Annotated in this window: 20 protein-coding genes; 7 read left to right on the forward strand and 13 right to left on the reverse strand. The window is 72.7% G+C overall.

Going from position 1 to position 22622, the window contains the following annotated elements; all coding sequences use genetic code 11:
- The first annotated feature begins 71 nt into the window (after positions 1-71).
- The 4 genes from ACQP00_RS28670 to ACQP00_RS28685 all read left to right on the forward strand — a co-directional run bounded on the left by ACQP00_RS28670 (position 72) and on the right by ACQP00_RS28685 (position 5063).
- Complete coding sequence (locus tag ACQP00_RS28670; RefSeq protein ID WP_433200379.1) at positions 72-3134, forward strand: AAA family ATPase; 3063 nt, start codon at positions 72-74, stop codon at positions 3132-3134.
- Positions 3135-3332: 198 nt separating this feature from the next.
- Positions 3333-3974, forward strand: a complete 642-nt coding sequence (locus ACQP00_RS28675) for a hypothetical protein (protein ID WP_433200382.1) — start codon at positions 3333-3335, stop codon at positions 3972-3974.
- 70 nt (positions 3975-4044) lie between these two features.
- Positions 4045-4578 (forward strand): hypothetical protein, encoded by a 534-nt coding sequence (locus ACQP00_RS28680; protein WP_433200385.1) that lies wholly within the window; start codon positions 4045-4047, stop codon positions 4576-4578.
- On the forward strand, positions 4575-5063 hold the full coding sequence (locus ACQP00_RS28685) for a signal peptidase I (protein ID WP_433200388.1): 489 nt from the start codon (positions 4575-4577) through the stop codon (positions 5061-5063). Before ACQP00_RS28680 ends, ACQP00_RS28685 begins: the two co-directional genes overlap by 4 nt.
- Before the next feature lie 6 nt (positions 5064-5069).
- Here ACQP00_RS28685 and ACQP00_RS28690 read toward each other — a convergent pair whose 3' ends face one another.
- The 7 genes from ACQP00_RS28690 to ACQP00_RS28720 form a co-directional block, all read right to left on the reverse strand.
- On the reverse strand, positions 5070-5375 hold the full coding sequence (locus ACQP00_RS28690) for a WXG100 family type VII secretion target (RefSeq protein ID WP_433073415.1): 306 nt from the start codon (positions 5373-5375) through the stop codon (positions 5070-5072).
- Positions 5376-5386: 11 nt separating this feature from the next.
- The gene (locus ACQP00_RS28695) at positions 5387-6265 is read right to left on the reverse strand and encodes a hypothetical protein (RefSeq protein WP_433200390.1); all 879 of its coding nucleotides are present in this window, start codon (positions 6263-6265) and stop codon (positions 5387-5389) included.
- A gap of 69 nt (positions 6266-6334) precedes the next feature.
- Positions 6335-7156, reverse strand: a complete 822-nt coding sequence (locus ACQP00_RS28700) for an EamA family transporter (RefSeq protein WP_433200393.1) — start codon at positions 7154-7156, stop codon at positions 6335-6337.
- 95 nt (positions 7157-7251) lie between these two features.
- Entirely contained in the window at positions 7252-7449 is a 198-nt protein-coding gene (locus tag ACQP00_RS28705; protein WP_433200396.1) for a hypothetical protein, read from the reverse strand.
- A gap of 208 nt (positions 7450-7657) precedes the next feature.
- Positions 7658-7858 (reverse strand): hypothetical protein, encoded by a 201-nt coding sequence (locus ACQP00_RS28710; protein WP_433200399.1) that lies wholly within the window; start codon positions 7856-7858, stop codon positions 7658-7660.
- Positions 7859-8304: 446 nt separating this feature from the next.
- Positions 8305-8595, reverse strand: a complete 291-nt coding sequence (locus ACQP00_RS28715) for a hypothetical protein (protein WP_433200402.1) — start codon at positions 8593-8595, stop codon at positions 8305-8307.
- 183 nt (positions 8596-8778) lie between these two features.
- Positions 8779-11835 (reverse strand): RHS repeat-associated core domain-containing protein, encoded by a 3057-nt coding sequence (locus ACQP00_RS28720; protein ID WP_433200405.1) that lies wholly within the window; start codon positions 11833-11835, stop codon positions 8779-8781.
- Between ACQP00_RS28720 and ACQP00_RS28725 the strand changes: the two genes are divergently transcribed.
- On the forward strand, positions 11794-12606 hold the full coding sequence (locus ACQP00_RS28725) for an alpha/beta hydrolase (protein WP_433200408.1): 813 nt from the start codon (positions 11794-11796) through the stop codon (positions 12604-12606). The genes ACQP00_RS28720 and ACQP00_RS28725 overlap by 42 nt on opposite strands.
- A gap of 167 nt (positions 12607-12773) precedes the next feature.
- Positions 12774-13178 (forward strand): hypothetical protein, encoded by a 405-nt coding sequence (locus tag ACQP00_RS28730; RefSeq protein WP_433200411.1) that lies wholly within the window; start codon positions 12774-12776, stop codon positions 13176-13178.
- Between the two features lie 187 nt (positions 13179-13365).
- Here ACQP00_RS28730 and ACQP00_RS28735 read toward each other — a convergent pair whose 3' ends face one another.
- The 4 genes from ACQP00_RS28735 to ACQP00_RS28750 form a co-directional block, all read right to left on the reverse strand.
- A complete protein-coding gene (locus ACQP00_RS28735; RefSeq protein WP_433200414.1) occupies positions 13366-13779 on the reverse strand; it encodes a hypothetical protein in 414 nt (137 codons plus the stop codon).
- 33 nt (positions 13780-13812) lie between these two features.
- Positions 13813-14145, reverse strand: a complete 333-nt coding sequence (locus ACQP00_RS28740) for a hypothetical protein (protein ID WP_433200417.1) — start codon at positions 14143-14145, stop codon at positions 13813-13815.
- A 63-nt stretch (positions 14146-14208) separates the two neighbouring features.
- The gene (locus ACQP00_RS28745) at positions 14209-15165 is read right to left on the reverse strand and encodes a TIGR03885 family FMN-dependent LLM class oxidoreductase (protein ID WP_433200420.1); all 957 of its coding nucleotides are present in this window, start codon (positions 15163-15165) and stop codon (positions 14209-14211) included.
- 126 nt (positions 15166-15291) lie between these two features.
- Positions 15292-18039, reverse strand: a complete 2748-nt coding sequence (locus ACQP00_RS28750) for a serine/threonine protein kinase (protein WP_433200423.1) — start codon at positions 18037-18039, stop codon at positions 15292-15294.
- 233 nt (positions 18040-18272) lie between these two features.
- On the opposite strand from ACQP00_RS28750, the gene ACQP00_RS28755 reads away from it, so the two are divergent.
- Positions 18273-20486 (forward strand): Hsp70 family protein, encoded by a 2214-nt coding sequence (locus tag ACQP00_RS28755; protein WP_433200426.1) that lies wholly within the window; start codon positions 18273-18275, stop codon positions 20484-20486.
- Positions 20487-20492: 6 nt separating this feature from the next.
- On the opposite strand, the gene ACQP00_RS28760 is transcribed toward ACQP00_RS28755, so the two are convergent.
- Complete coding sequence (locus ACQP00_RS28760) at positions 20493-21425, reverse strand: S41 family peptidase (protein WP_433200429.1); 933 nt, start codon at positions 21423-21425, stop codon at positions 20493-20495.
- Positions 21426-21468: 43 nt separating this feature from the next.
- Positions 21469-22599 (reverse strand): MFS transporter, encoded by a 1131-nt coding sequence (locus tag ACQP00_RS28765; RefSeq protein ID WP_433200432.1) that lies wholly within the window; start codon positions 22597-22599, stop codon positions 21469-21471.
- Between the last annotated feature and the right edge of the window lie 23 nt (positions 22600-22622).

Below are 22622 nucleotides of genomic sequence, written 5' to 3' on the forward strand. Positions count from 1 at the left end.
GTTACCTCCTCCGGCGTTCATCGGGCCGTTCACCGTCGCTGAACACCGCGCCGAACGCCTACGGTGGCTTCGTGGACGTGTTCGTGGGCCGCGCGCGTGAGCTGGCGGTGCTCGCGGCGGCGCGGGCGGCCGCGGCGGCGGGCGAGGCGCGCCCGGTCCTCGTCTGCGGCGACCCGGGCCTGGGCAAGACCGCCCTGCTGCGCGAGTTCACCCGCCGCGCCCGGGCCGGCGGCGCCACGGTGCTGTGGGGCGGGGCGTGGGAGGACGGGGGCGCTCCGCCGTACTGGCCGTGGATGCAGGTCCTGCGCCAGGCCGGCGACGACGCGCCGTTCACCGGGTCGGCGTTCGGCTCCCGCTTCGCGCTGTTCAACGCGGTCTGCGCGGTGCTGTCCCGGGTCGCCGCGCCGCTGGTGGTGGTCCTCGACGACCTGCACGCGGCCGGTCCTCCGTCAGCGCTGCTGCTGCGGTTCGCCGCGGCCAATCTTCCGGGTGTACTGCTGGTGGCGGCGCTGCGGCCGGCCGAGGCGCGACTGGACCCGGGGCTGCGGCCGGTGCTCGGCGCCCTGGAGTCCTCGGCGACGGTGCTGACGCTGTCCGGCCTGGACGCGGCCGAGATCCGGTTGCTGCTGCCGGACGCCGGGGACGCGGTGCTGGACGCGGTGGCTCGCCGGGGTGCGGGCAGCCCGCTGTTCGTGACCCAGGTGGCGCGGCTGCTGGGGCGGGAGGCTTCGACCGTCGACGAGGTTCCGGTGCCGGCCTCGATCCGCCAGGCCGTCGCCCGGCTGATCGTGCCGCTAGGGCCGGATGCCGCCGGCGTGCTGGCCACGGCGGCCGCGCTCGGTGCCGATGTCGATCCAGCGCTGGTCGCCGCCCTGGAGGATGAGTCGGCGCGGGCGGTGCTCGACGGTGCCGCGCAGAGCGGTCTGCTGGTGGCCGGACCGGCGGGCTATCGGTTCGGGCATGCGCTCATCCGCGAGGCGCTGCTGGCCGACCTCACGCCGCTCGCCCGCGCCGAGCGGCATCTGCGCATCGCGGGTGTCCTCGAACGTCCGTCGTGGCGGGGGCGGACCGGGGCCGCAGAACTCGCCCGGCACTACCGGCTCGCTCAGGCGACCGGGCCGGCCACCGTGGTCGCCGCCGTCCGGTACGCCACGCTCGCCGGGGACGAGGCCCTCGCCGCGCTCGCACCCGAGGAGGCGGCCGAGCAGTTCCGGCATGCCCTCGACGCGCTCGGCCGAAGCCCGGAACCAGGTCCCGGGCAGCGCGGCGAACTCCTGCTGCGACTGGCCACCGCCCTCGACGCGGCGGCCGATCCGGGGGCCGCCGCGGTCATCGGCGAGGCAGTCGAACTCGCCCGGCGGACCGGTGAGAGCGGACAGCTCGCCGCCGGTGCCCTCCTTGCCGCGCGGCATCTAGACTTCAATGCGCCCGGGGACTCGCTCGCCGCGCTGCTGCGGGAGGCGGCCGAGGGGTTGCCGACCGGCGAGGCCGCGCTGCGGGCTCAGGTGCTGGCACGGCTCGCGTTCGTGCAGGCGCCCGATCTGGAGGCGGCGCGGATCACCGCCGACGCGGCCGTCGCCGAGGCCGGACGGGCCGCCCGGACCGAACCGGCGGCGCTCGCGGCTGCTCTTGCGGCGCGGCACCACACGCGGTGGGGTACGCAGGAGCCTGCCGGCGCGCTGGCCGATGCGAGTGGCATCGTCGACGCGGCGCAGCGGGCTCGTGATCCGGGTACCGAACTGGACGGGCGGGTCCTCGTCCTCACGCATTTCCTCGAACTCGGGGACGGGCCCGCCGCGCGGCGGGTGCTGCCCGAGCTGGACCGGCTGGCGGACACGCTGCGGCATCCCTCGGCGCGGCTCGTCGCGCTGTCGCGGCAAGCTGCCCTCGCCACACTGGCCGGGGACTTCGCCGAAGGGGCCCGCGCGGCGACCGAGGCGTGGCAGGTCGGACGCCGCGCGGGGCTGCCCGACGCCGACGCGGTGCGGTGGGGGCAGGTCCACGCCATCTGGCTGCACACCGACGTGCCGGCCGAGGACCTCGACTGGACCGTACGGACGCTGCGGGACCTGGTCGCGCACTCGCATCGGGCGTTCGCGCACGCACCCGCGCTCGTGCAGTTCGAGGCGGCCGCCGGAGACGTCGAGCAGGCCCGGGGGCGGCTCGACGACCTCGTCGAGCACGGCCTCGATCGGCAGCGGCCCGACATGGTGCTCGTCTGGGCGCTGACCCAGCTGGCCGAGGCCGTCTGCGTGCTCGGCGCGGAACCACACGCCCGCCGGGTGTACCGGGCGCTGCTGCCCTACGCCGGGCGCGCCGCCGTCGAGGCCGGGGCGGTCTCGTGTTCCGGGGCGACCGACTTCTACCTCGGGCGGCTCGCCGCGCTCGACGGCGACACCGAATCCGCCGGGCGGCACTACCGGGTGGCGGAGCGGCTGCACCGGGCGCTCGGGGCGCGGCCGATGCTGGCCCGTACGCTCGCCGAGCTCGGGGAGGTCGCCGAGGCGCGGGCGATCGCCGCGGCCTGCGGGATGACCCGGCTGCTCGCACGGCTCGGCGAGGCACCGGCGGCCACCGGCGCGCGGCTCGTGCTGCGGCTGGAGCAGGACGTGTGGCTGGTGGCGTTCGAAGGGCAGGCCGTGCGGGTGGCCGACAGTCTCGGGCTGCGCTACCTCGCGCTGCTCGTGCGCAGTCCCGGCCGGGAGCTCTCCGCCGTCGAGCTGGTGCGGGTGGCGGCGGGGGGACGCACTGGCGGTACCGGCGAAGGGTTGGAAACGGCCGGTGGTGGACGCGGCGACGAGGTGCTCGACGCTCGGGCCCGCGCGGAGTATCGCCGGCGGCTCGCCGAGCTCGATGACGACCTCGCCGAGGCCGAGCACTGGCACGACCAGGAGCGCGCCGCCCGGGTGCGGGCCGAGCGGGACTTCCTGATCCAGGAGATCAGCGCGGCGGCGGGGCTCGGCGGGCGTACCCGGCGGCTGGGTTCCGACACCGAGCGGGCGCGGCTCAACGTGACCCGGGCGATCCGCACCGCCATCGCCCGCATCCGGGAGCGGGCCCCGGCGATCGGCGCCCACCTCGACGCGGCCGTGCGGACCGGGACGCGCTGCGCGTACCGGCCCGGCGGCGGCTGACGACCGGCTGACACGGATGGCGAACACCCTCCTCGGGTGACGCCTGTGGCGGGTGGGGGCCGGTGGGGCGGTCCTGGTTGCCGGGCGGTTGCCGGTGTACAGCACCTGGGTGCGCCCCCTCAACCGATCGGCTGACACGCCGACGTCACTGTCGACCCATCAGCCGGGTCGCCACACCACGAACGGGGGACCCGACCGATGAGCACCATGACCCACGAGCACACCAACGCCTGCGCCGGCCGCCACGCCCGGATCGGGATGGGCAAGAAGGTCCGCCGCGTCGCCGCGCTCGGGCTGGCCGTCGGCGGCGCCGTGCTGATCGGCAACGGCGCGTTCTCGAGCTGGACCACGACCGCCGAGGTCAACTCCGGCGGCCTGTCCACGGCCAGCGGCACCCCGACCCTCGTCGACACCAACGGCGGGCAGTTCGTCACCGCCGTGTCGAACCTGCTGCCCGGCGACTACTTCTACCGGTACGTCGACGTGCGCAACGACGGCACCCTGACCAGCACCTTCACCGGCAGCGTGGGCGTCACCGGGGACCTGGCCGGGCAGATCGCGGTCGACGCGGCGAGCTGCACCGCCACCTGGACGACCGTGAACGGCGTGAGCACCTGCTCCGGCACCACCGCCGGCATCGGCTCCGGCACGCCGGCGCTGAACAGCCCCGTCGCCATCAACCACGGCTCGCTCGCGCCGGGGGCGGGGGCGACGCAGCACGTGCGGTACAAGTTCACGTTCTCCAGCGCTGCCCCGGCCTCGCTGCAGGGCAAGAACGGCTCGATCAGCCTGTCGGTGAGCAACGCCCTCGTCGGCGGCAGCGACCGGACCGGCGGCTGACCCAGCCATGCGACAGGCGGACTGTGCCTGCGGGGGCGGTGAGGAGCCGCGCCGCGGGATCGTGACGCGGATGCTCCTCGCCGTGGCCCTCGTGGCCACCGTCATGTGCGCCGGCCCCGTCCGGCCGGCGCACGCCGCCTGGGGACCACCGACGGCCCGTGCGGCGTCGGTGGCCAGCGCCCAGCTCTCCAGCGCGTTCCAGCTGCTGTCCGGGGGCGGGGCGGTGAGCACGGACGGGAAGCTGTACCAGATCGCCAGCCTGCTCGTCGGCGGCAACAGCTACGTCGACCTCGTCAACACCTCGACCATGCCGGCCAAGCTCGCCCTCAAGCTGTCGCTGACCACGGTCCTGGGCTCCAGCCCGGCGACGGTGTGCTCGGTGGCCTGGAACACGACCACCGGCGCCTGCCCGGGCACGTCCACCGTGGTCGGCATCACCGTCACCATCGGCACCACCACCGGCGCCTACACCACGCCGGCCGCCCTGCCGGTCGGCGGCCACGTCTACCTGAAGATCGTCAGCGGCGGCGTCGCCAGCGGCGTCACCTTCACCGCCGACACCGTCACCGCCGCCCGTACCGCCACCGACAGGAGCGCCGCATGAGCCTCGTCCGCCGCACCGGCACCGCCCTGCTGCTGCTCGCCACGGCCGCCTTCGCCGTCGCGAGCCTCCTCGGCGTGCGGTTCCTGCCGATCCTGACCGGCTCGATGACCCCGTACTCCCCGACCGGCTCCCTCGTGATGACGGTCCCGGTCGACGCCGCCCAGATCCACACCGGCGACGTGATCGCGTTCCGCCCGCCGGCCCCGTTCGTCGTCAACGGCGGCCGCCCGGTGATGCACCGCGTGCAGAGCATCGGCACCGCCGCGGGCAAGCCGTTCATGACCACCAAGGGCGACGCGAACCAGCAGGCGGACCCGTGGCAGGTATCCCTGGACGGCGGGCAGTTCCGCAAGGCCGTCTTCGTCGTGCCGCACGTCGGGCGGATCTTCGCCGGCGGCACCCGCTCGACCCTGATGCTGCTGGTCGGCGGGGCCGCCGTGACGATGGGCGTGCGCAGCCTGCGCCGCCCCGCGCCCTGCTGCTGAGCGCCGTCAGCTGCCGGCGCTGCGGATCTTGCCGGCCATGTCCGTGTCCATCTCCTCCATCGAGGTGCGGATGTCGCGGAACTGCTTGGCGAAGTCGTTGATGCCCTTCATCGCGGCGAGCAGCGAGGTGTTGAACTTCTCGTAGGACTCCTTCATCGCCGGGCTGGACTGCTGGAACACCAGGCCGTCCTCGAGCAGGTTCGACACGTCGCTGCGCAGCGACTCCAGCATCGGCAGGATGTCGCGGACGGCGCCGTCGAGGCGGGTCGACGTCGCCTCGATCTTGTCGTAGTCGAGGGAGATGTTGGGCATTGGGCTGACTCCTAGTACATCGGGGCCGGATAGTACGTGTCGTCCTCGGGCTCGGTCTTGCTCGTCTCGTCCCACTTGGCGTAGCGGTCGGGGCGCGAGTACTCGGTCACCGTGCCGTCCGGCTCGCTGACGGTCATGGTGCCGCCGCCGTTCTCGTTGAGCGCGATGACGGTGTGCGTCGTCTTGCCGTCCTGATCGGTGGTGTCGGTCGTCGACGAGCCGTTGTCACCGGTCGTGGTCACCGAGTGGGTCGTGCTGCCGTCGCTGAAGACGGTGTCGGTGGTGTAGTTCTTGCCGCCGTCGCTGTACGTGGTCGTCGAGGTGTACTTCTGGTCGCCGTTGACGACCGTCGTCTCCTCCTTGATCACGTTGTTGTGCTCGTCCAGCGTCAGGTGCGTGTGCACCGACCCGGTGGCGGTGTCGATCGTCATGTCGGTGGGCGGCGGCCCGGGGTCGGTCGCCGAGCAGAAGTCCGGCATCTTGCCGTCGGCGCCGGGGACGCAGTCGGCGCGGTGGCCCTGCAGGTAGTCCCACTCGGCCTTCTTGTCCTTCCACCGGTCCAGGTCGAGGGTGGAGCCCATCATGCCCATGCCGTCGGCGATCTGGGCGTCGACGTCGAAGTACCCGTCGGCCACGGCGCCGAAGATGTCGCCGAGCTCGCGCAGGTCGTCCTCGGCCTTGCTCATCGGGTGCTGCGCCCGCCGGTACAGGCTGCGGAAGCTCTCGGCCAGTCCCTCGTTGCCGAAGACCGAGTCGCTGTCGCCGTACTCGATGCTGCCGACCTGCGAGAAGACCGTGTCCCCGAGCCGGGGCCCGATCCGGTCGGCCAGGTCGTGCAGGTCCTTGCGGGCCTGGTGCAGCAGCCCGTAGTCGATCGCGAAGTCGGGCACGGCGCGGCTCCTTCCAGCGGTGGTCCTGCCTCGACCACGTCTGAGCCCGCCCTGCGGTTCACCCGGGCCTCAGAAGCTGACCAGCACGATCCCCGCCACGACGATGCCGGCCGCGACCGCCCGCCGGGCGCCCAGGCCCTCCTGGAAGAAGACGGCCCCGATCAGCGCCCCGATGACGATGCTGGTCTCGCGCAGTGCCGCGATGGCCGCGGTGGCCCCGCTGGTCTGGGCGACGAGCACGAGTCCGTACGCCACGAGCGACACCAGCCCCCCGCCCACTCCCATGGCGACGGTGCCCGGCCTGGTCGCTTTCAACTCGCGCCGCCGCCGGGCGAGGGCGATGATCGGCAGGACCGGCCCCTGCAGCAGGAACATCCAGGCGGCGTAGACCGGGACCGGGCTGACCTGCACCGCGGTCGCGTCGATCACCGTGTACGCGGCGATGGCCACCCCGGTCGCCACCGCCGCCCCGACCGCGCGCCGGTCGCGCCGCCCGCCCCGCGCCAGGCTGAGCAGACCCAGGGTCACCACGAGGATGCCGGCCGCCTGCACGAGCGGCAGCCGGTGCCCGAGCGCCACCTCGACAACCGCGACAAGCCAGGGTGCGGTACCGCGGGCGATCGGGTACGACTGGCTGAAGTCCCCGAGCTCGTAGCTGGCCCACAGCAGCAGGACGTAGACGACGTGCACGGCCGCCGAGGTCACGACGTAGGGCCAGGCCGCGGCCGGCGGCAGCCCGAGCAGCAGCGCCCCCGCTCCCCCGGCCCCGACATAGGCCACGCCGATCAACGCGAACCCGACCAGCCGATCCTTCACCCCGTGGGCAAGCGCGTTCCAGGTGGCGTGCAGCACCGCGGCGGCGAGGGTCAGCGCGACGACCGACGAGTCCACAGTGGAGGCTCCTGAGGCGTCAGTCCGGCGGTGTGCTCCCGCCGACCCTAGCGTGCTTCGCCCGCGCGTGCTGTGGCGCAGCGCACGAACCGACGTCAGCGCCGTCCGGTGAGCCGGGCGCCCGCCTCCTCGGCGAAGGCCAGCGCGACCGCGGCCCGCTCATGGACCTGCCGCGCGGCCTGCGCCATCTTCTCGGCCCGCCGGTGCGCGCCGGCCGCGAACGCGACGATCGCCGCGAGCCGCTCGGCCCGCCCGGCGCCGGCGGCGTCGGTCTCGGGGCAGGGAGTGTCCACGGTTCCATGGCGCACGGCCGGGCCGCCCGCGGTCAACACCGGGCGGAGAATGGTTCGTTCCCCGGTTCACTCGTTCGCTTGCCGGTTCGTGGACGTGCCTACTGCTCGGATGCGGCTGACGTCGCCGAGCGGGCCAGCGCCGGACGCGGCCCCTGGCCGACGTTGCTGACCTCGCACACGCCACCGGATCCCGCATCGTCGGACGTGGTCAGCGCCGAGACACTGACGACGCCGCCGGGGACAGCGGCATCGAGCAGCGCCGCGTCGAACAATGAGCAGACGTCGTTCGTACCGAGGACGGGCGCACTGTCGCCGTCTCGCAGGTCTTGATGCCGAGTTTGCGGCCGTTGCTGTCGATGACGACGGCGGTATGGGTGCGCTTGTGCGCGTCGATGCCGATGACCACCATGGGGGTTGTGTCTCCTTGACCGAGGGGGCACGGACCGGTCGGTGGGCATATCCCAGTCGGGCGCTGACACGCTCCTCTTAAGCCATGCCGGCCGGTCCTTCACGTCCGCCGGGCCGTAGTACTTACCTCAGCCACGAAGGCATCTAACGGCAGGGCGAGCCCGACGGACTGATCAAGAGTGACACTGGAACTAACGGCACCTCTCTGTGTCAAGGGGTTGGCGACAGACAGGTGCCGTTAAGTTGACAGAACCCTCCACGGCACGTCGCCGAGCATCCGAGCCATGATCTGGTACATCGACAACGCATCGATTTCGGTAGATACAGGTCGCCTGCCGACGGCAACCGTGACGGCAACCCTAGTGCACGGAGGCGCCCGCCAGCACCCAACGTCGCTCGGCAGTCGCAGTCAGTTAGTCATCTACATTGCGAGGCGCCAGTTAAGACTCAAACTGTCGCGTACCAAAGTTCATCGGCAGAGAACTGCTCGGCATTAAATGTATCGAGTCGAGGCGAATCGCCAAAGGTAGCCACAAGTACTTCCTTGGCGCTTGACAATTCACGGCTGGCCATAGCCTCCACCACTATCTTCTTGACTTTCGAATCGGGTTCGCTAAACCGCGTCGCGTCGCGCTCGAGGATGACCAAGGGCAGGACGATGGAGACATATGCAACAACAGCATTGTCGACAATGAGTCGAACCCACGACTCCCCCGCCCCTTCGTCCCAGTCAATCACCCCCTCACCTCCAACATCGAGACCGCGAGCAAACTCGGTTGCCAGGGAAGCGTTCCAACTAGCTGCAACGTCGCGCACTGCTGATAGATGGTTATTAATATTCATCACGGCGCATTCCCCGGCGAGCCATGGACAAATCCGTTCCTGTTTCGATAGATATTCAACCAGCTCGTGGGCGTACCGTCACCCGTGTAGCCGATGGTTCCGTTCGCGACCGGAACCTTCGCCTTTGTTGCCAACCCATAGTCCATTCTCGTCCGCGTACGCCGCGCCGTCGAGTGTGGCCTTTCCTGAGTTCACGTAGAACCCGAACTGCTTCTTGCCTGGCGTTCCGTTGATGTGGGGCTCCATTCCTGCCGAGTCCAGGGTATAGGTGCCGTTCGTGAGCTGGCCATGGCGATTGACCGTGATTCCGGGAGGCTCAAAGCCCTCGGGGCACGTGTTGTGAACCAATACCGGCGTCGTGCCGGCGAGCACATAGTACGTGTGGACGGTCGCGACCGTGAGGTTCCGCATCCACGAACTGCCGGCATAGCTATGGACCGCTATGAGTGTTATCGATCCGGTAGGCGTCCGAAGCTGATGCCCCGCAATCAGGTCACAGGCGGAAACCCATGCGTCCGCGGTTTCGTCCCAGATGGGGTGGTGCGCAGTGGTGTGCACGATGGCGGTAGATCCACTGGCACTCCCGTCGGCGAGCCCGGCGTCCGACACCACAACACCGGTCGCAGCCGCGCAAGTGCCGGCGAGGACGGTGAGGTCGGTGAGCTCGGTGTCCTTGTTCAGGTGCAGATCGGTGACGGGCTCCCCCACCGTGAGGTCATTGGCGGGATCCGTGCTCAGGACCCGGTCTCCGACTTTGATGTCTTCGATGGCCTTCGTACTGCCATCCACCATCAGCACCGGCGTTGCTGGAGCAAAGCTGTTTCCGGGAGCTGTGCACCCTCGACGTTCCGCCGGCGCGGCCGTCTCGTCAGGTGCCGCCGACGAACCTCTTGCACCGCGGGCCGCTCGAGCCCCGCCGAGGACGCCGCCCGTGATCGCCCCGCTCACCGCCCCGCCGACGGCACCCTCACCGGCCGCGGCTGCGAACCCGCCGGCGGAGCAGTCATGAGCACGGACGCAGGTTGAGCCGTACTCGGCCGCGCCCGAGGCTGCGCCGATGAGGCCGCCGGTGAGCGCGCCGCCGACGGCTTCGCGGATGGCCTCCGCGGTGACCTTGGCCGCGAGGGATGCGGCGCCGTTGCCGACGATTTTCGAGGCGAGCGCACCGCAGACTTTGGAGGCGGCGCCGCCCAGCGCACCGCCGAGGCCACCAGCCAGGGCACCGACGCCACCGCTGACGGCGGCGTCGATCCAGACCTCTTTGCTGAGCATGTCCTTGCCCTGCAGGTAACTCGTGCTCAGTGAACTCACCAGACCACCGAGAGCGCCGCAGCCGATCACACCGGGAACGGACAAGGCACCGCCGGAGGCGACCGTGACAGCCGTTTCGCAGATGACGCCGACGACGGCGCCGGCGATGTTGCCGAGAAGGCCGGCGTTGCGGCAGGTCCAGCTGGCGTCGCACTGCAGCTTCTTGGCCTGGTCGTTGAGGTCCTGCTCGTGGTTGGCGGCGTCCTGGGCCGCTTTCTCAAGCCTGGACGCGGTGTAGGCGGCGACGTCCTCCAGCTCGTCCGGGTGCGCCGAGTTCTTCGACTCGTCGATCTGCTGCGCGACGTCCCGTGGGTCGATGCCTTGCAGGACCTCCCGCTTGATGACGATCCCGTCGATGCTGACGTAGCCGTCGTCGGTCTCGATCAGGGTGGTGCAGTTGGCGAAATAGTTCGCCGTGCCGTCTGGGTTTCGTGGGCAGGACTGCTGCTCGTAGAGCTGTTCGCCGTGCTGGCCGTGCGGCATTGCCGGTTTCCCGTCCCGCGGGCCGGGCGGAGCGTTGTTCGCACCGCAGCCGGCGCTGCCTGCACGGTAAATCGCATGGGCACCACATGCCGGTTCGCTGGTGCTGATGCTCGCGAACGCGGCCTTGGAGATCCAGTGGTCGCCGAACCATTTGAGTTCGGGGTCGGAGTTGTCAGGCTGGTCGTGGGTGTGCCCGGTGAGATCGGTGTCGCCGAGCGGGTGGCCGCTGTAGGCGAACGGGTTGGCCTCGCCCGAGTTCGGGCTCGGGCTGTTCGCCACCGAGTCACGGGAGTCGAACTGGCCGGTGTCGGGGTTGTACCACCGTGCTGCCATGTTGACCCGGCCGCTGGACGACTCGGTCCAGCCGGACTGGAAGCCCAGGTTCCCGGCCGGCGTGTTCGAGGCGCTGATCTTGCCGAGCGGGTCGTAGTTCGTGGAGCCGCTCAGCACCGTGGAGGTGGCGGTGAACTGGCCCACGACGTCGAGGTGCTGGTCGGTCCACGAGTACAGCGACGCGCTGCTGGTCTTCGTCCCGATCAGGCTGTCGTCGGGGCTGCGGGTGTACCTGTTGGTGCCGTCGCCGGCGAGGGTGTTGCCGGCGCCGGTGTAGGACAGCCCGGCGATGACGAGGCGGCCGAGGGCGTCGTAGGTCCGGGTCGCTGAGCCCTGGGTGATGGCCTGGTCGAACGCGTCGGAGGTCGTGGTGTTGGTGCCGGTGGCGGCGACGGTGGACTTCAGGGTGCCGCGGGCGGTGTAGCTGTAGGTGTTGCCGCCGCCGGTGGTGAGCCGGTCGCGGGCGTCATAGGCGAAGGTGCGCACGCCGTTCTGGGTGCGGTTGCCCGACGCGTCGTAGCCGTAGTTGGTGGTGGCGAAGCCGTTGTTCCAGGACGTGAGCCGGTCGGACCAGTCGTAGGTGTACGTGTTCGCGGCCGATCCGGCGAAGCCTGCAGTGGTCTTCGATGTGATGTTGCTGTTGTTGTCGTAGCCGTAGCCGATCGAGGCGACCGTGGCCGACGCCGAGGTCTTCAGCGTGTCCGAGGTCAGACGGTGCAGGCTGTCGTAGCCGAAGGTGCGCTGGTTGCCGCCGTTGTAGGTGATCGATGCGAGCTGGTTGAGCGTGTTGTATCCGACGGTGAGGTTGACGCCGGTGCCGCTGTTCGTGACCGTCCCGAGGCGGCCGAGGCTGGCGTCGGGCAGCGTGTCGAGGTCGAGCCTCGGTACCGTGATGGCGTGGTCGATCTCGGTGCGTTCGAGGGGTTCCGGTCCCGGTGGGTCGATGTCGGCGACGCCGAGCTGTTCGTGACAGTGGGTGGGGCCGGCCCGCCGATTCTGCTGTTGCACGGGTTCCCGCAGACGCATCTGGCGTGGCGGTTCGTGGCGGCCGAGCTGGTGTCGCGGGCGACGGTGGTGTGTCCGGATCTGCGCGGCTACGGCGCGAGCCGGGTCCGCGCGGGTGCCGGGTTCTCGAAGCGGGTGCTGGCCCGCGACGCGGTGGACGTGATGGGTGATCTGGGGTTCGACCGGTTCACGGTGGTCGGTCACGACCGTGGGGCGTTGGTGGGGTTCCGGCTGGCGATGGACCACCCCGGCGTGGTGGTCCGGCTCGCGGTCGTCGGGGCGGTGCCGAGCGTGGACCGGTGGGCTACCGTCGGCGGTTTCGCCGGCGACGACTGGCACCATCTGTTCCTGGCCCAGCCGGGCGAGGTGGCCGAGCGGATGGTCGCCGCCGCGCCGGAGGTGTTCTTCGGGAACGTCCTCGGCGCGGACGCCGACACAGCTGGGGTGATGCCGGCGCCGGTCCGGCAGGCGTACCTGTTGACGGCATCCTCGCCGGAGGTCATCCGCGCGATCTGCGGCGACTTCCGGGCGAGCGCGACCGTCGACCGGGCCCACGACGAGGACGATCGGCAGGCTGGGCGGCGGCTGGCGGCGCCGACCCTCGCGGTGTGGGCCGACACCTGGTCGTTCCCCGACCCGGCGGGGGTGTGGTCCGGTTGGGCGGATGATCTGCGGACGGTGGTGCTGCCCGGCGCGCGCTGGTTGCCGGAGGTACGGCCTGTCGAGCTCAGCCGTGCGGTCCTGGACCTGATGGGCCTGCCTGCGTCGGTGTGATCCGCCCGTCGCCGCGTGGACAGTGGGTCGGGATGCGAACACCGGGACGGCCGGGGCAGGATCGTTCGGCGCACGCGCCGGCGGCCTGCCGGATGCCCCGAACCGAGGGAGGGCAGCACCCGTCGTACGGGGCGGACGGGTACCTCAGGCGTCGCCGGGATCGGCCGGTGGCCAGGCGGCGATCCAATCGACCAGGCCGGTGTGGTGGAGGCCGGGCAGGAGGGCATCGGCTCGGCCTGCCCGGCGATCACGTCGCCGACGAGCGCCTCGAGTTCGCCGCCGATCGCCGCGCCCCGGCCGGGCTCGCCGAACACCGCTTCGAGGACGAGGCCGGCGGCGGTGAGGGACTTGCCGATCAGCAGCCGCTTTTCCTCGGCGCCGAACGGCAGGCCGCGGCGGGCGAACAGTTCGGCCTCGGCGACGCTCCAGCAGGGTTCGGTGTCCACGAGCAGCCGTCGCAGTCGAACACCACGCCCTGCGGCGTCCAGGACCCGAACACGGCAGCGGCCGCCGGCACGGTTGCGGGATGGCCGGTCACGGTTGGCCGACCAGCAGGCGCAGCGACCCGGTGAAGGTCGGCTGGGTGCGCAGGTGGCCGTGGCGTTCGTCCCAGCGCCGGCGTCGAGGTCGCGGCGTGCGTACTCGGCAAGCCACAGGCGGTCGAGGGCGTCGCCGTCGAGGTGAGCACGACGACCGGGCCGCGGGCGACCCGCCGCAGCTCGCGCAGCCCGGCGACAGGGTCAGACCACTGGTGCACGGTCACGCCGTGTGGACCTGCACGCCGCGGGCCGCGAGCTGCTCCTTCCAGTCGGCGCGCATCGGGCCCTCGTCGAAGCCGGTGAGGTGCTCGACCTCGTCGCCCTCGCCGGCGATGACGAGCCGCGCCACGCCGGACCACGGCACCGCCCCATAGCACATCGCACACGGCCGCCAGTTCACCGCGAGCTCCACCGGCAGCCGGCCGGCGCCACCGAGGTCCCAGGTGCCGGCGCCGGCCTGGGCCAGGCACAGCGCGACCATCTCGGCGTGCAACCCGGACAGACCGCTGGCCAGCGCGAGGTTCACGCCGACGGACAGGATCTCGCCGGTGCCGGCGTCGCTGACGACGGCGGCGAACGGGCCGCCGGTGCCCTCGCGGTGGTTGCGCCCGGCGAGGCGGTGGGCCAGCCGCATCCGGTCCTCGGCGTGCGCGGTCGACGTTTCTCCTCAATGACCGGGTTTTCGATTGCGTGGAGCGCGCGTTTCGTCCTGGGAGATCCCGTAGGCCGGGGTGTATCGGGGTGCGGTCTCGGGAACGTCCGGGTAGCGGATGCTGCCCTCGCTCTCCCACCAACGGCTCGTGTACTCAGTCGGATGCTTGTACTCGAATATCGCCACCAGGCCGAGCAAGGAGATCGGGTTGTCCGCCCAGAAGTCCCAGCCATCCCGCTGAGCGCAATAGGTGTCCCGTTCCCGGTCGTACCAAATCGCGAATCCCTTGTGTTCCAGGACCGCCATCGCTGTGGTGTAGACATTCGTGTGTTCACTGAGCGCCGGCATCCCGCCTCCCGTCTGCGTGGCGCTGGTGGTCGGCGAGCTGGTCGCCTCGCTCCAGCACGCACGCTAGCGCAGGGCCGGCAGCACCTTGGCGCCGAAGGTCTCGACGAACGGCATCAGGTCCTGCCCCACGTGGTGCAGGTAGATGCGGTCGAAGCCGAGCGACGCATACCCCCGCAGCCACTCCGTGTGCGCCTCCAGGTCGGCCGAGACGTTGACCACCTCGCGCACCTGGTCGAGCGGCACGTGTTCGCTGATCACGTCGAACTGCTCCACCGTCTCCAGGTCCCAGCAGACCGGCGGCCGGAAGACGTTGCTGCGCCACTGGTCGTGGGCGATCGCCTCGGCCTCGGCGTCGGTCGGGGCCCAGCTCAGGTGCACCTGCAGGCAGACCGGGCCGCGGCCGCCGGCGTCGCGGTAGGCGGCGATCATCGCGCGCAGGTGCTCAGTCGGGGCGTTGACGGTGACCAGGCCGTCGGCCCAGCCCGCGCACCAGGCGGCGGTCTTCGTGCTCACCGCGGCCCCGATCAGCGGCGGTACCTCGGCCGGCCGGGTCCACAACCGCGCCCGGTCGACGGTGACCAGGCCGTCGCGGGTGACCTCGTCGCCGGACAGCAGGGCGCGGATCACCTCCACCGACTCCAGCAGCCGGGCCTCGCGGACCTCCTTGCGCGGCCATGGGCCGCCGGTGATGTGCTCGTTGCTGTACTCCCCGCTGCCCAACGCCGCCCAGAAGCGGCTCGGGAACATGGCGCCGAGGGTCCCGATGGCCTGCGCGACGATCGCCGGGTGGTAGCGCTGGCCGGGAGCGTTGACCACGCCGAACGTGAGGTTCGTGGCCTGCAGCGCCGCCCCGAGCCACGACCAGGCGAAGGCGGACTGGCCCTGCCGGCTGCTCCACGGCGCGAAGTGGTCGGAACACATGGCGGCCTGGAAGCCGTGCCGTTCGGCCGCGATCACGGCGGCCAGGAGGTCGGCGGGCGGGATCTGCTCGTGCGACGCATGGATGCCGTACTCCGTCATAACCCCACGCGTTACCCGCGCCGCCACTTCGGCAACCATCCATCGCCACGTGGCAGAAGCCCGGCCGGAAGCCCGGCCGGAAGCCCGGCCGGAAAGCCCGGCCGGAAAGCCGGGCCCCGGACCGGGTCAGCAGGGCGTGCTGCGCGGGTTCGTCGGCAGGGACGTGTCCTCGATGGTGACCTTGGCCGCGGCCGCGCCCTTCACCGGCACGTGCGCCGTCACCGCGATCGCCCAGTCCACCGTCACCTCCCGGTACTTGCCGGTCGGGAAGCCGGGGAAGCCGAACTGCACGGAGACCGTGGTGTTGCCGACCACGCACGGCCGGCTGGCCGGGGACGGCGAGTTGTACAGCGTCTGGGCCGCGCTCGCGTTGAAGCGGGCCAGGACGGTGCCGTCCTCGAGCAGTACCGGCTGCATGGTCAGGCCCCCGGCCGGTTTCCAGACGAGCGTGTTGTAGAACTGGCCGTTGGCGCCGACGAAGCCCGGGATGCCCGCCAGGAACGAGGTGCCGCTCGTGGACAGCGCCAGGACGTCGTCGGTACCGAGGGCCTTGCTGTCCGTCACCCGCTGGCCCCAGGCGACGTAGCGGGCGGGCAGGGTCGACGGGTCGGCGACCAGTTCGGGCGCCGCGGGCAGGCTGCCGTCCGCATTGATCTTCGGCTTGGGGACGTTGGCGGCGATCTTCGACTCGATCAGCTCGGACATCATCCAGGGCTGATCGGCCGACGTGCGGGTGAACCGGGCGTAGACGTAGACGATGCTGCCGTCGGCGAGTTTCAGCTGGGCGGTGGCGAGGAAGTACGCCGGGTACTTGGTCTGCCCGGGCGGCACGCCGATCTCGATCTGGCTCAGCTCGCCGCCCGCGGCGCCCGGGATGCCGAGCAGGACCGACAGGACCGGCCGCGCGTCGGTGACGATGTGCGTGTCGCTGCCGCCGCGGGCCTCGTCCCAGGTGGACACCAGGATGACCCGGGCCGACTCCTGCGTGATGACCTCCTGCGCGGCGGCGGCGGGCGTCGACGGGGCCACCGCGAGCACGACGCCGACGAGGACGGCGGTGGCCGCGCCGGCCAGCGGCAGGAGACTGCCGGCCGAGCCGCCGGACACCGAGGTGGCGGTGGACGTGGCCGTGGCGGTGGTACCGCTGCTCACCGCGGAGAGGCCGGCGGCGCTGGTGGCCACCGGGACCGACGCGGCGCCCACCTCGGCGGCGCCGAGCGCGGTGATCCCGGTGCCCGCGGTGGCGACGCCGGCCCCGACCGCGCCGGCGGCCGCGAGCGCCCCGCCGGGGATCAGGATCGCGCTGGTGGCGGCGCCGATCGTCATCCAGTCCGGGCCGTAGGCGGCGGTGGCCGCCTCGCTCAGCTCGGCCAGGAACGCCTCGGCGCTCGGCGGGCGCTCCGCCGGGTCGAGCGCCAGGGCCCGCTCGATCAGGGCCGCGAGGTGCGGGTGCAGCCCGGCCGGGGCGGCGGGCGGCGCGTCCGGGGCGACGACCGGCACCTGGCCGGTCAGCAGCTCGACCAGGACGACGCCGAGCGTGAACAGGTCCGAGCGGGCGTCGAGCGGCTCGCCGCGGCGCTGCTCGGGGCTGAGGTACTGCGCCGAGCCCTCCGCCGCCGGCACCGGCTCGGCGCCGGGGCGGGCGTTGCCGAAGCTCGCCAGGACGGTACGCCCGGACCGGTCGAGGTAGATGGTGTCGGGCCGCACGTCGCGGTGGACGAGTTCGAGGCGGTGCAGGGCGATCAGCCCGTTCGCCGCCCCGGCGACCGCGGTGAGGGCCTGTTGCGGGGTGAGCGGGGTGCCGGCCGCGAGCACCCGGCGCAGCGGGGCGCCGTCGATGTCCTGCGTGACCACCACGGGCGGCGCGGCGGCCCCGTGTAGCCGCAGGCAGTGCTCGTCGTCGAGCAGGCGCATCACCTCGGCGTCGCGGGCCAGCGCGGCCAGCACGGCCGGGTCGCCGGCGCACTGCGGCTGGGGCGCCTTGAGCAGCACCCGGGTGACACCGTCGGGCTCGACGGCCCGATAGACGACCTCGGTCTCGCTCTGGGTGAAGAGCGCTTCGACGGTACGGCCGGCAAGGTCGACATGGCTCGGAGGCGCGAACGGCACCGGTGCGGCAACGGCGTGCCGCGGGCGGCGGCGGGTCAGCGGCAGCAGCAGGGCCAGCATCAGACCGGCGAGCGGCCCCAGCCAGATCAGCCCGCTCGACGGGCTCAGCGCGCCGGACTCGTGCAGCACCATGCCCTCACCGGCGCCGGCCAGCAGCCCCAGCGGCGCGGCCAGCAGCGCGCGCCGGGCCCAGCCACCGGTCGGGCGGCGCGCGAGCAGCACCGTGAAGAAGCCGCCGACGAGTGCCAGCAGCAGCCCGACGATGCCCGCCACCGTGGTGTACGCGCTGCGGTCGCTCGTCAGCACCAGCGTCGTGTTGCAGCCGGTGCCGGCCACGGTGATCTCGACGGTGCGGGTGAAGCCGCCGAACAGCGGCGGCTGCGATGCGTTGAGGTACCGGCCCTTGGTCGCCCCCGCGGCGGCGGGCAGGTCGAACCGCAGCCCGAACACGGACGCCGTCGCCGTGGCCGGGGCCGCCCCGGTCGTCGAGTCGACCACCAGCACCGGCCGGCCGCCCGGCACCGTCCACGTGGTCCGTCCGTCCAGCCGGGCGCCGGCCAGCTCGTGCGCCGGCTGCTTGGGCAGCTCCCGGTGCAGCCGGTCGGCGTCGGCCGCGGACCCGGCGGCGACGCCGGTGATGGCGCAGCCGGCGGTCGGTCCGGCGGGGGCGGCGCCGGCCTCGGGCGGCGCGGCGAGGACGGTGGACAACGCGGCGGTGAGCAGCCCGGCCGCCGTGGCGAGCCTGGTGCGCTGGGAAGGACGCATCGGGGTCGAACCTTTCGCTTGCGCGGCTGCGGTACGGGCGCGGAAACGGTTTGGTGGCAACGAACGTACGCGGGACGCAGCCAGAACGAACCGAATGTTCAGGCGGCCGCGCTCGCCTGTTCGGTCCGACCGTTCGGTGATCGTCTTGGCCGCCGGAACGGCCACCGCGATGTCAGCTATCGGACAGCCACTCGGCCCGTTCCTGGCCCGGCGTCGGGCTCTACTGTGACGGCATGATCGGCGGGGGGTACCGGCTGGGCGTCGACTTCGGCACGTCGAACACCGTCGCCGTGCTCGCCTGGCCCGACGGACGGACCCGCCCGCTCACCTTCGACGGCTCCCCGCTGCTGCCGTCGGCCGTCTACGCCGATCCGGACGGCCCGCTGCTCGCCGGGCGCGACGCGCGGCACTGGGCCCGGCGGCATCCGGAGCGCTTCGAGCCGTACCCGAAACGGCGCATCGACGACGGCACGGTCCTGCTCGGCGAGCGCGAGGTCGGCGTCGTCGAGCTGTTCGCCGCCGTGCTGTCCCGGGTCGCCGCCGAGGCCGGGCGCGTCGCCGGGAGCACACCGGAGCGGGTCACCGTGACGTGCCCGGTCAGCTGGGGCCGGGTCCGCCGGGAGCTGCTCGTCCGGGCCGCGGTCGAGGCTGGCCTGCCGCACCCGGCGGTGGTCGACGAGCCGGTCGCCGCCGCGGCGTACTTCGTCACCGTGCTCGGCACCGACCTGCCCGTCGGCGCCCACCTCGTCGTGTACGACCTCGGCGCCGGCACGTTCGACGCGACCGTGGTCGCCCGCACGGCCGACGGCTTCGCGGTGGTGGCGAGCACCGGCCTGGCCGACCGCGGCGGCCTCGACATCGACGCCGCCGTCGTTGAGCACCTGCGCACCGCGTACGCCGACCACGCCGGAACCTGGCAGCAGCTGACCGAGCCGGCCCACCGCGACGCCTGGCTCGACCTGGCCGAGCACGTCCGCGACGGCAAGGAGATGCTGTCCCGCAGCGCGTCGACGTTCGTGCGGCTGCCGCTGCTCGACGTGGACGCGCCGCTCGGCCGCGAGGAGCTCGACGGCCTGGCCGCCCCGGTGCTCGACGAGACCGTCGCCGCGGTGGCCACGGCGCTGCGCGACCTGCCCGCCCCGCCCGCGGCGCTGTTCCTGGTCGGCGGAGCCAGCCGGATGCCGCTGGTCTCCACGGTCGTGCACCGCAGCACCGGCCTCGCCCCGGTCGTCATCGAACAGCCCGAGCTCATCGTCGCCGAGGGCGCCCTGCACGCCGCGACCGAACCTGTTCTGGTGAGCCCGCCTCCTCCGGCTTTGGTGAGCGCTCCTCGTCCAGCTTTGGTGAGCGCTTCGGTAAGCGCGCCACCCCGGTCGAGGCCGCGCGACTATCTGCGGCCGGCGCTGATCCTGCTGGCGATGGCGCTCGTGGTCGTCGTCATCCCGGCGATCGCCACCGCCAACGGCGCCGAGGCCCTGGGCACCGGCCTGCGCACGCCCCTCGGCCCGGCCGGTTTCCTGACCGCCCTCGCGTTCGTGGCGATGCTGGCGTTGCCCGCCAGGGCGGCGGCCGTACCGCTGCGGACCGGCCCACCGCCGCCGGGACGGCTGCTCGCCCTGGCGGCCACGGCAAGCGCCGCGCTGCTGGTCGTCCTCACCAGCGCCGCGATGCTCAACAGCGGCGCGTCCGGCCGCACCGGCGGGCCCGGCCACGGCGCCTTCCGCCACGTCCTGACCGCCGCCGACCGCTGGCTGCCCCTGGTCGCGATCGCGGCCGGCCTCGCCGTCGTCGCCGCGGGCCTGCGCGGCCTGGCCACCCGCCGCCCCCTCGACGTCCTCGGCTCGACCGGCCCGGACGCGTACGCGCTGGCGGCCGCGGCCGGCACCGTCCTGGGCGGCGCCGCCCTGACCCACTGGTACGCCCGGCCCGGCACCGACCCGCCGCCCGGACAGCCGGGCATCGCCGTGGAGGTGGCCCGCCCGGCCGACGACCCGGTGCTGTACGTGGCCCACCGGATCCTGGCCGCCGACGGCTGGACCGCCGCGACCCTGTGGCTGGCGGTCGCGCTGGGCGTGGCGGTGGCGCTGACCGCCCTGGTGTTCGCCGGGTCGGCCCTGCGCGAGGCGGTGGCGCTGTGCCCGCCGCGCGTGCGGCAGTACCTCGCCGGCGCGGTGTACGGCCTGTGCCTGACCGCCGGCGCCTACCTCGCCTACCACGCGGTCGCCGAGGTCCGCTACTGGACGGCCTGGCGGCTCACCGACGGCCGCTGGTCGGCGCCGCCCTCCCCCACCGACCTCGCCGTGGCGGCCGGCGACGGCGTCTGGCGGCTCGGCTGGTGGCCCGCGGCCGGTCTGATCGCGCTCGCGGCGGTGGCCGGCTTGGCCCGGTCGGCGCGCGGTCCGCGGCTGTACCCGGCCCGCCGCCCGCCCGCCGCCCGCGACCGCTGACCGCCGTCACGCCAGCGCCGAACGCGCCTCAGCGAGGACCGACGCTGCGGTGGTACTGGCCAGGACGTGCTGCAGGGCGGTCCGGTACGCGACGTCGAACGCCTCCGGAGCCGCCACGGCCACGTCGGGCTGCACGCCGATGCCTTCCCAGTTGGTACCGGTGACCGGATTGACGGCGCGAGCCACCGGCACCGTGATCTCGAGGGTCGGGGTGATCGGGAAGGCGTCCGTCGGATGCGCCCCTCCCTTGGTCGTCTCCCCGACCAGGACCGCCCGCCCCAGCGCCTGCAGGTTGTAGCAGACCTCCTCACCGGCCGAGAAAGTCGATGCGCTGGTCAACACGTACACGGGCCGGTCGAGGTACCGCGCGCCGGGCAGCCACGCGTGGCTCCAGAACTGCCGGGTCTGACCGGTCGACCCCTCATAGATGCTGTTGAGATGGGTCTCCCCGTCCGGGAAGAAGTAGCTCGACCAGAACACCGCCCCGTCGGGAGACCCACCCCGGTTCTTGCGGAGGTCGACGATCAGCGCATCCGTCTGTGACACCAGCTCCATGGCCGCCGCGATCGCGCGCCCACCGACCCCGGCCGACGCGACGAACCGCAGCTCCAGCAACCCGACGTTGCCGTCCAGCCGCTCCACGCGCGCGATCCCGTAGTTGGTGAGCCGCTGCTGCTCGGCCCAGACCGCCTCCATCTCGGCCTTGCTGAGCGCTTCGCGCGCGTCCTCCGTCCGCGGCCGCACCCGCAGATGCTTGTCCTGGCACACCTCGAACAGCTCCGCCGTCAGCCGCCGGCCGAGGGCCTCCTCGTCCAGCCCGTCGTACTCCCCGGCGGCCAGTCGTTTCCGGATACCCTCGGCCGCCGCCTGAGCCCGATCCGGAAAAATGTAGTTGCCGCACAACAGTTCCAGTGCCTTGTCCACGAGCTCCGCTGACATCGACGCTCCCCTATCAAAGGTCTGTTCCATCCGAGGTCCGGTCCTACACCAGTGCCGGTTCGCTGTCCCGGACGGGATCAGCGGCGGCGCGCAGTGCGGCTTCGACGCGGCGGTTGCTGGTCATGGTGGCCGTGACCGCGGTCATGGTGAGCAGCAGGCCGGCCGCGGCGTACAGCGGCGTGCGCACGTCGAACGCCGAGGCCAGCCAGCCGCCGAGGAAGGCGCCGAGCGGGGCGGCGCACATGGCGAGCATGCGCGAGGTGGAGGCGACCCGGCCCATCAGGTGGCCGGGGACGATCGCCTGGCGCAGGGAGGGTGCGAGCACCATCGTGGCGCCCATGCCGGCTCCGCAGACGGCGAGGGCGAGGCCGGCGACGTACGGGTTCGGGGCGGCGGCGAGGCCCACGATGGCGAGGCCCTCGATCGCGGCCGTGCAGGTCAGTGCGGTGCCGGTGCCGAGTCGCCGGCCGAGGGTGGAGGCGATGCCCGCGCCCAGCAGGCCGCCGGTGGCCTCGGCGGTCAGGAGCAGGCCGAAGCCGTAGGTGTCGATGCCGAGGCGGTCGTGGGCGAAGAGGGCGAGGACGGTCTCGACGGCGACGAAGGCGACGTTGCCGACCGCCGGGCGCAGTGCGAGGCCGAGCAGCACCCGGTCCCGGAAGACGTACGCGGCGCCGGCCCGCGCCTGGCGCAGCAGCGACTCGCGGGCCTGCGGTGCGGGGCGGGGCACGGCGGGAAGGGACCGTACGAGCAGCGCCGACAGCGCGAACGACACCGCGTCGGCGAGCAGCGGGACCGCGCGGCCGAGGGCGAGCAGGGCACTGCCCGCGGGCGGGCCCGCGAAGCCGGACATGGCGGTCTGGGCGCCGCGCAGGCGGGAGTTGGCCCGCTCCAGCAGTGCGGGGTCGCGGCCCAGCAGGTCCGGCAGGTACGAGGTGGCGGCCGTGTCGAAGAAGAGGCCGCCGAGGCCGAGCAGGAAGGCGACGGCCGCGAGCAGCGGAATGCTCAGCAGGTCGAGGGCGGCCGCCCCGGCCGGGACCGCGAGCAGCAGGGCCCGCGCGCCGTCGGTGACCCACATCGTGTGCCGGCGGTCCCAGCGGTCCACCAGCGCACCGCCGAGCACGCCGAAGAGCAGCCACGGCAGCGTCCCGGCGGCCGTGACGACGGCGAGCGCCATCGGGTCCCGGTCAGCGTCAGGGC

Source organism: Dactylosporangium sp. CS-047395 (assembly GCF_050942185.1).
Classification (GTDB): Bacteria; Actinomycetota; Actinomycetes; order Mycobacteriales; family Micromonosporaceae; genus Dactylosporangium.

What these genes read in the sequence shown, in the direction of transcription:
- ACQP00_RS28690 (WP_433073415.1), bottom strand. Translation starts at nt 5,375, where the DNA reads ATGCCCAACATCTCCCTCGACTACGACAAGATCGAGGCGACGTCGACC.
- ACQP00_RS28750 (WP_433200423.1), bottom strand. Translation starts at nt 18,039, where the DNA reads ATGCGTCCTTCCCAGCGCACCAGGCTCGCCACGGCGGCCGGGCTGCTC.
- ACQP00_RS28685 (WP_433200388.1), top strand. Translation starts at nt 4,575, where the DNA reads ATGAGCCTCGTCCGCCGCACCGGCACCGCCCTGCTGCTGCTCGCCACG.
- ACQP00_RS28765 (WP_433200432.1), bottom strand. Translation starts at nt 22,599, where the DNA reads ATGGCGCTCGCCGTCGTCACGGCCGCCGGGACGCTGCCGTGGCTGCTC.
- ACQP00_RS28760 (WP_433200429.1), bottom strand. Translation starts at nt 21,425, where the DNA reads ATGTCAGCGGAGCTCGTGGACAAGGCACTGGAACTGTTGTGCGGCAAC.
- ACQP00_RS28755 (WP_433200426.1), top strand. Translation starts at nt 18,273, where the DNA reads ATGATCGGCGGGGGGTACCGGCTGGGCGTCGACTTCGGCACGTCGAAC.
- ACQP00_RS28735 (WP_433200414.1), bottom strand. Translation starts at nt 13,779, where the DNA reads ATGCGGCTGGCCCACCGCCTCGCCGGGCGCAACCACCGCGAGGGCACC.
- ACQP00_RS28745 (WP_433200420.1), bottom strand. Translation starts at nt 15,165, where the DNA reads ATGACGGAGTACGGCATCCATGCGTCGCACGAGCAGATCCCGCCCGCC.
- ACQP00_RS28675 (WP_433200382.1), top strand. Translation starts at nt 3,333, where the DNA reads ATGAGCACCATGACCCACGAGCACACCAACGCCTGCGCCGGCCGCCAC.
- ACQP00_RS28710 (WP_433200399.1), bottom strand. Translation starts at nt 7,858, where the DNA reads ATGGTGGTCATCGGCATCGACGCGCACAAGCGCACCCATACCGCCGTC.
- ACQP00_RS28680 (WP_433200385.1), top strand. Translation starts at nt 4,045, where the DNA reads ATGCTCCTCGCCGTGGCCCTCGTGGCCACCGTCATGTGCGCCGGCCCC.
- ACQP00_RS28740 (WP_433200417.1), bottom strand. Translation starts at nt 14,145, where the DNA reads ATGCCGGCGCTCAGTGAACACACGAATGTCTACACCACAGCGATGGCG.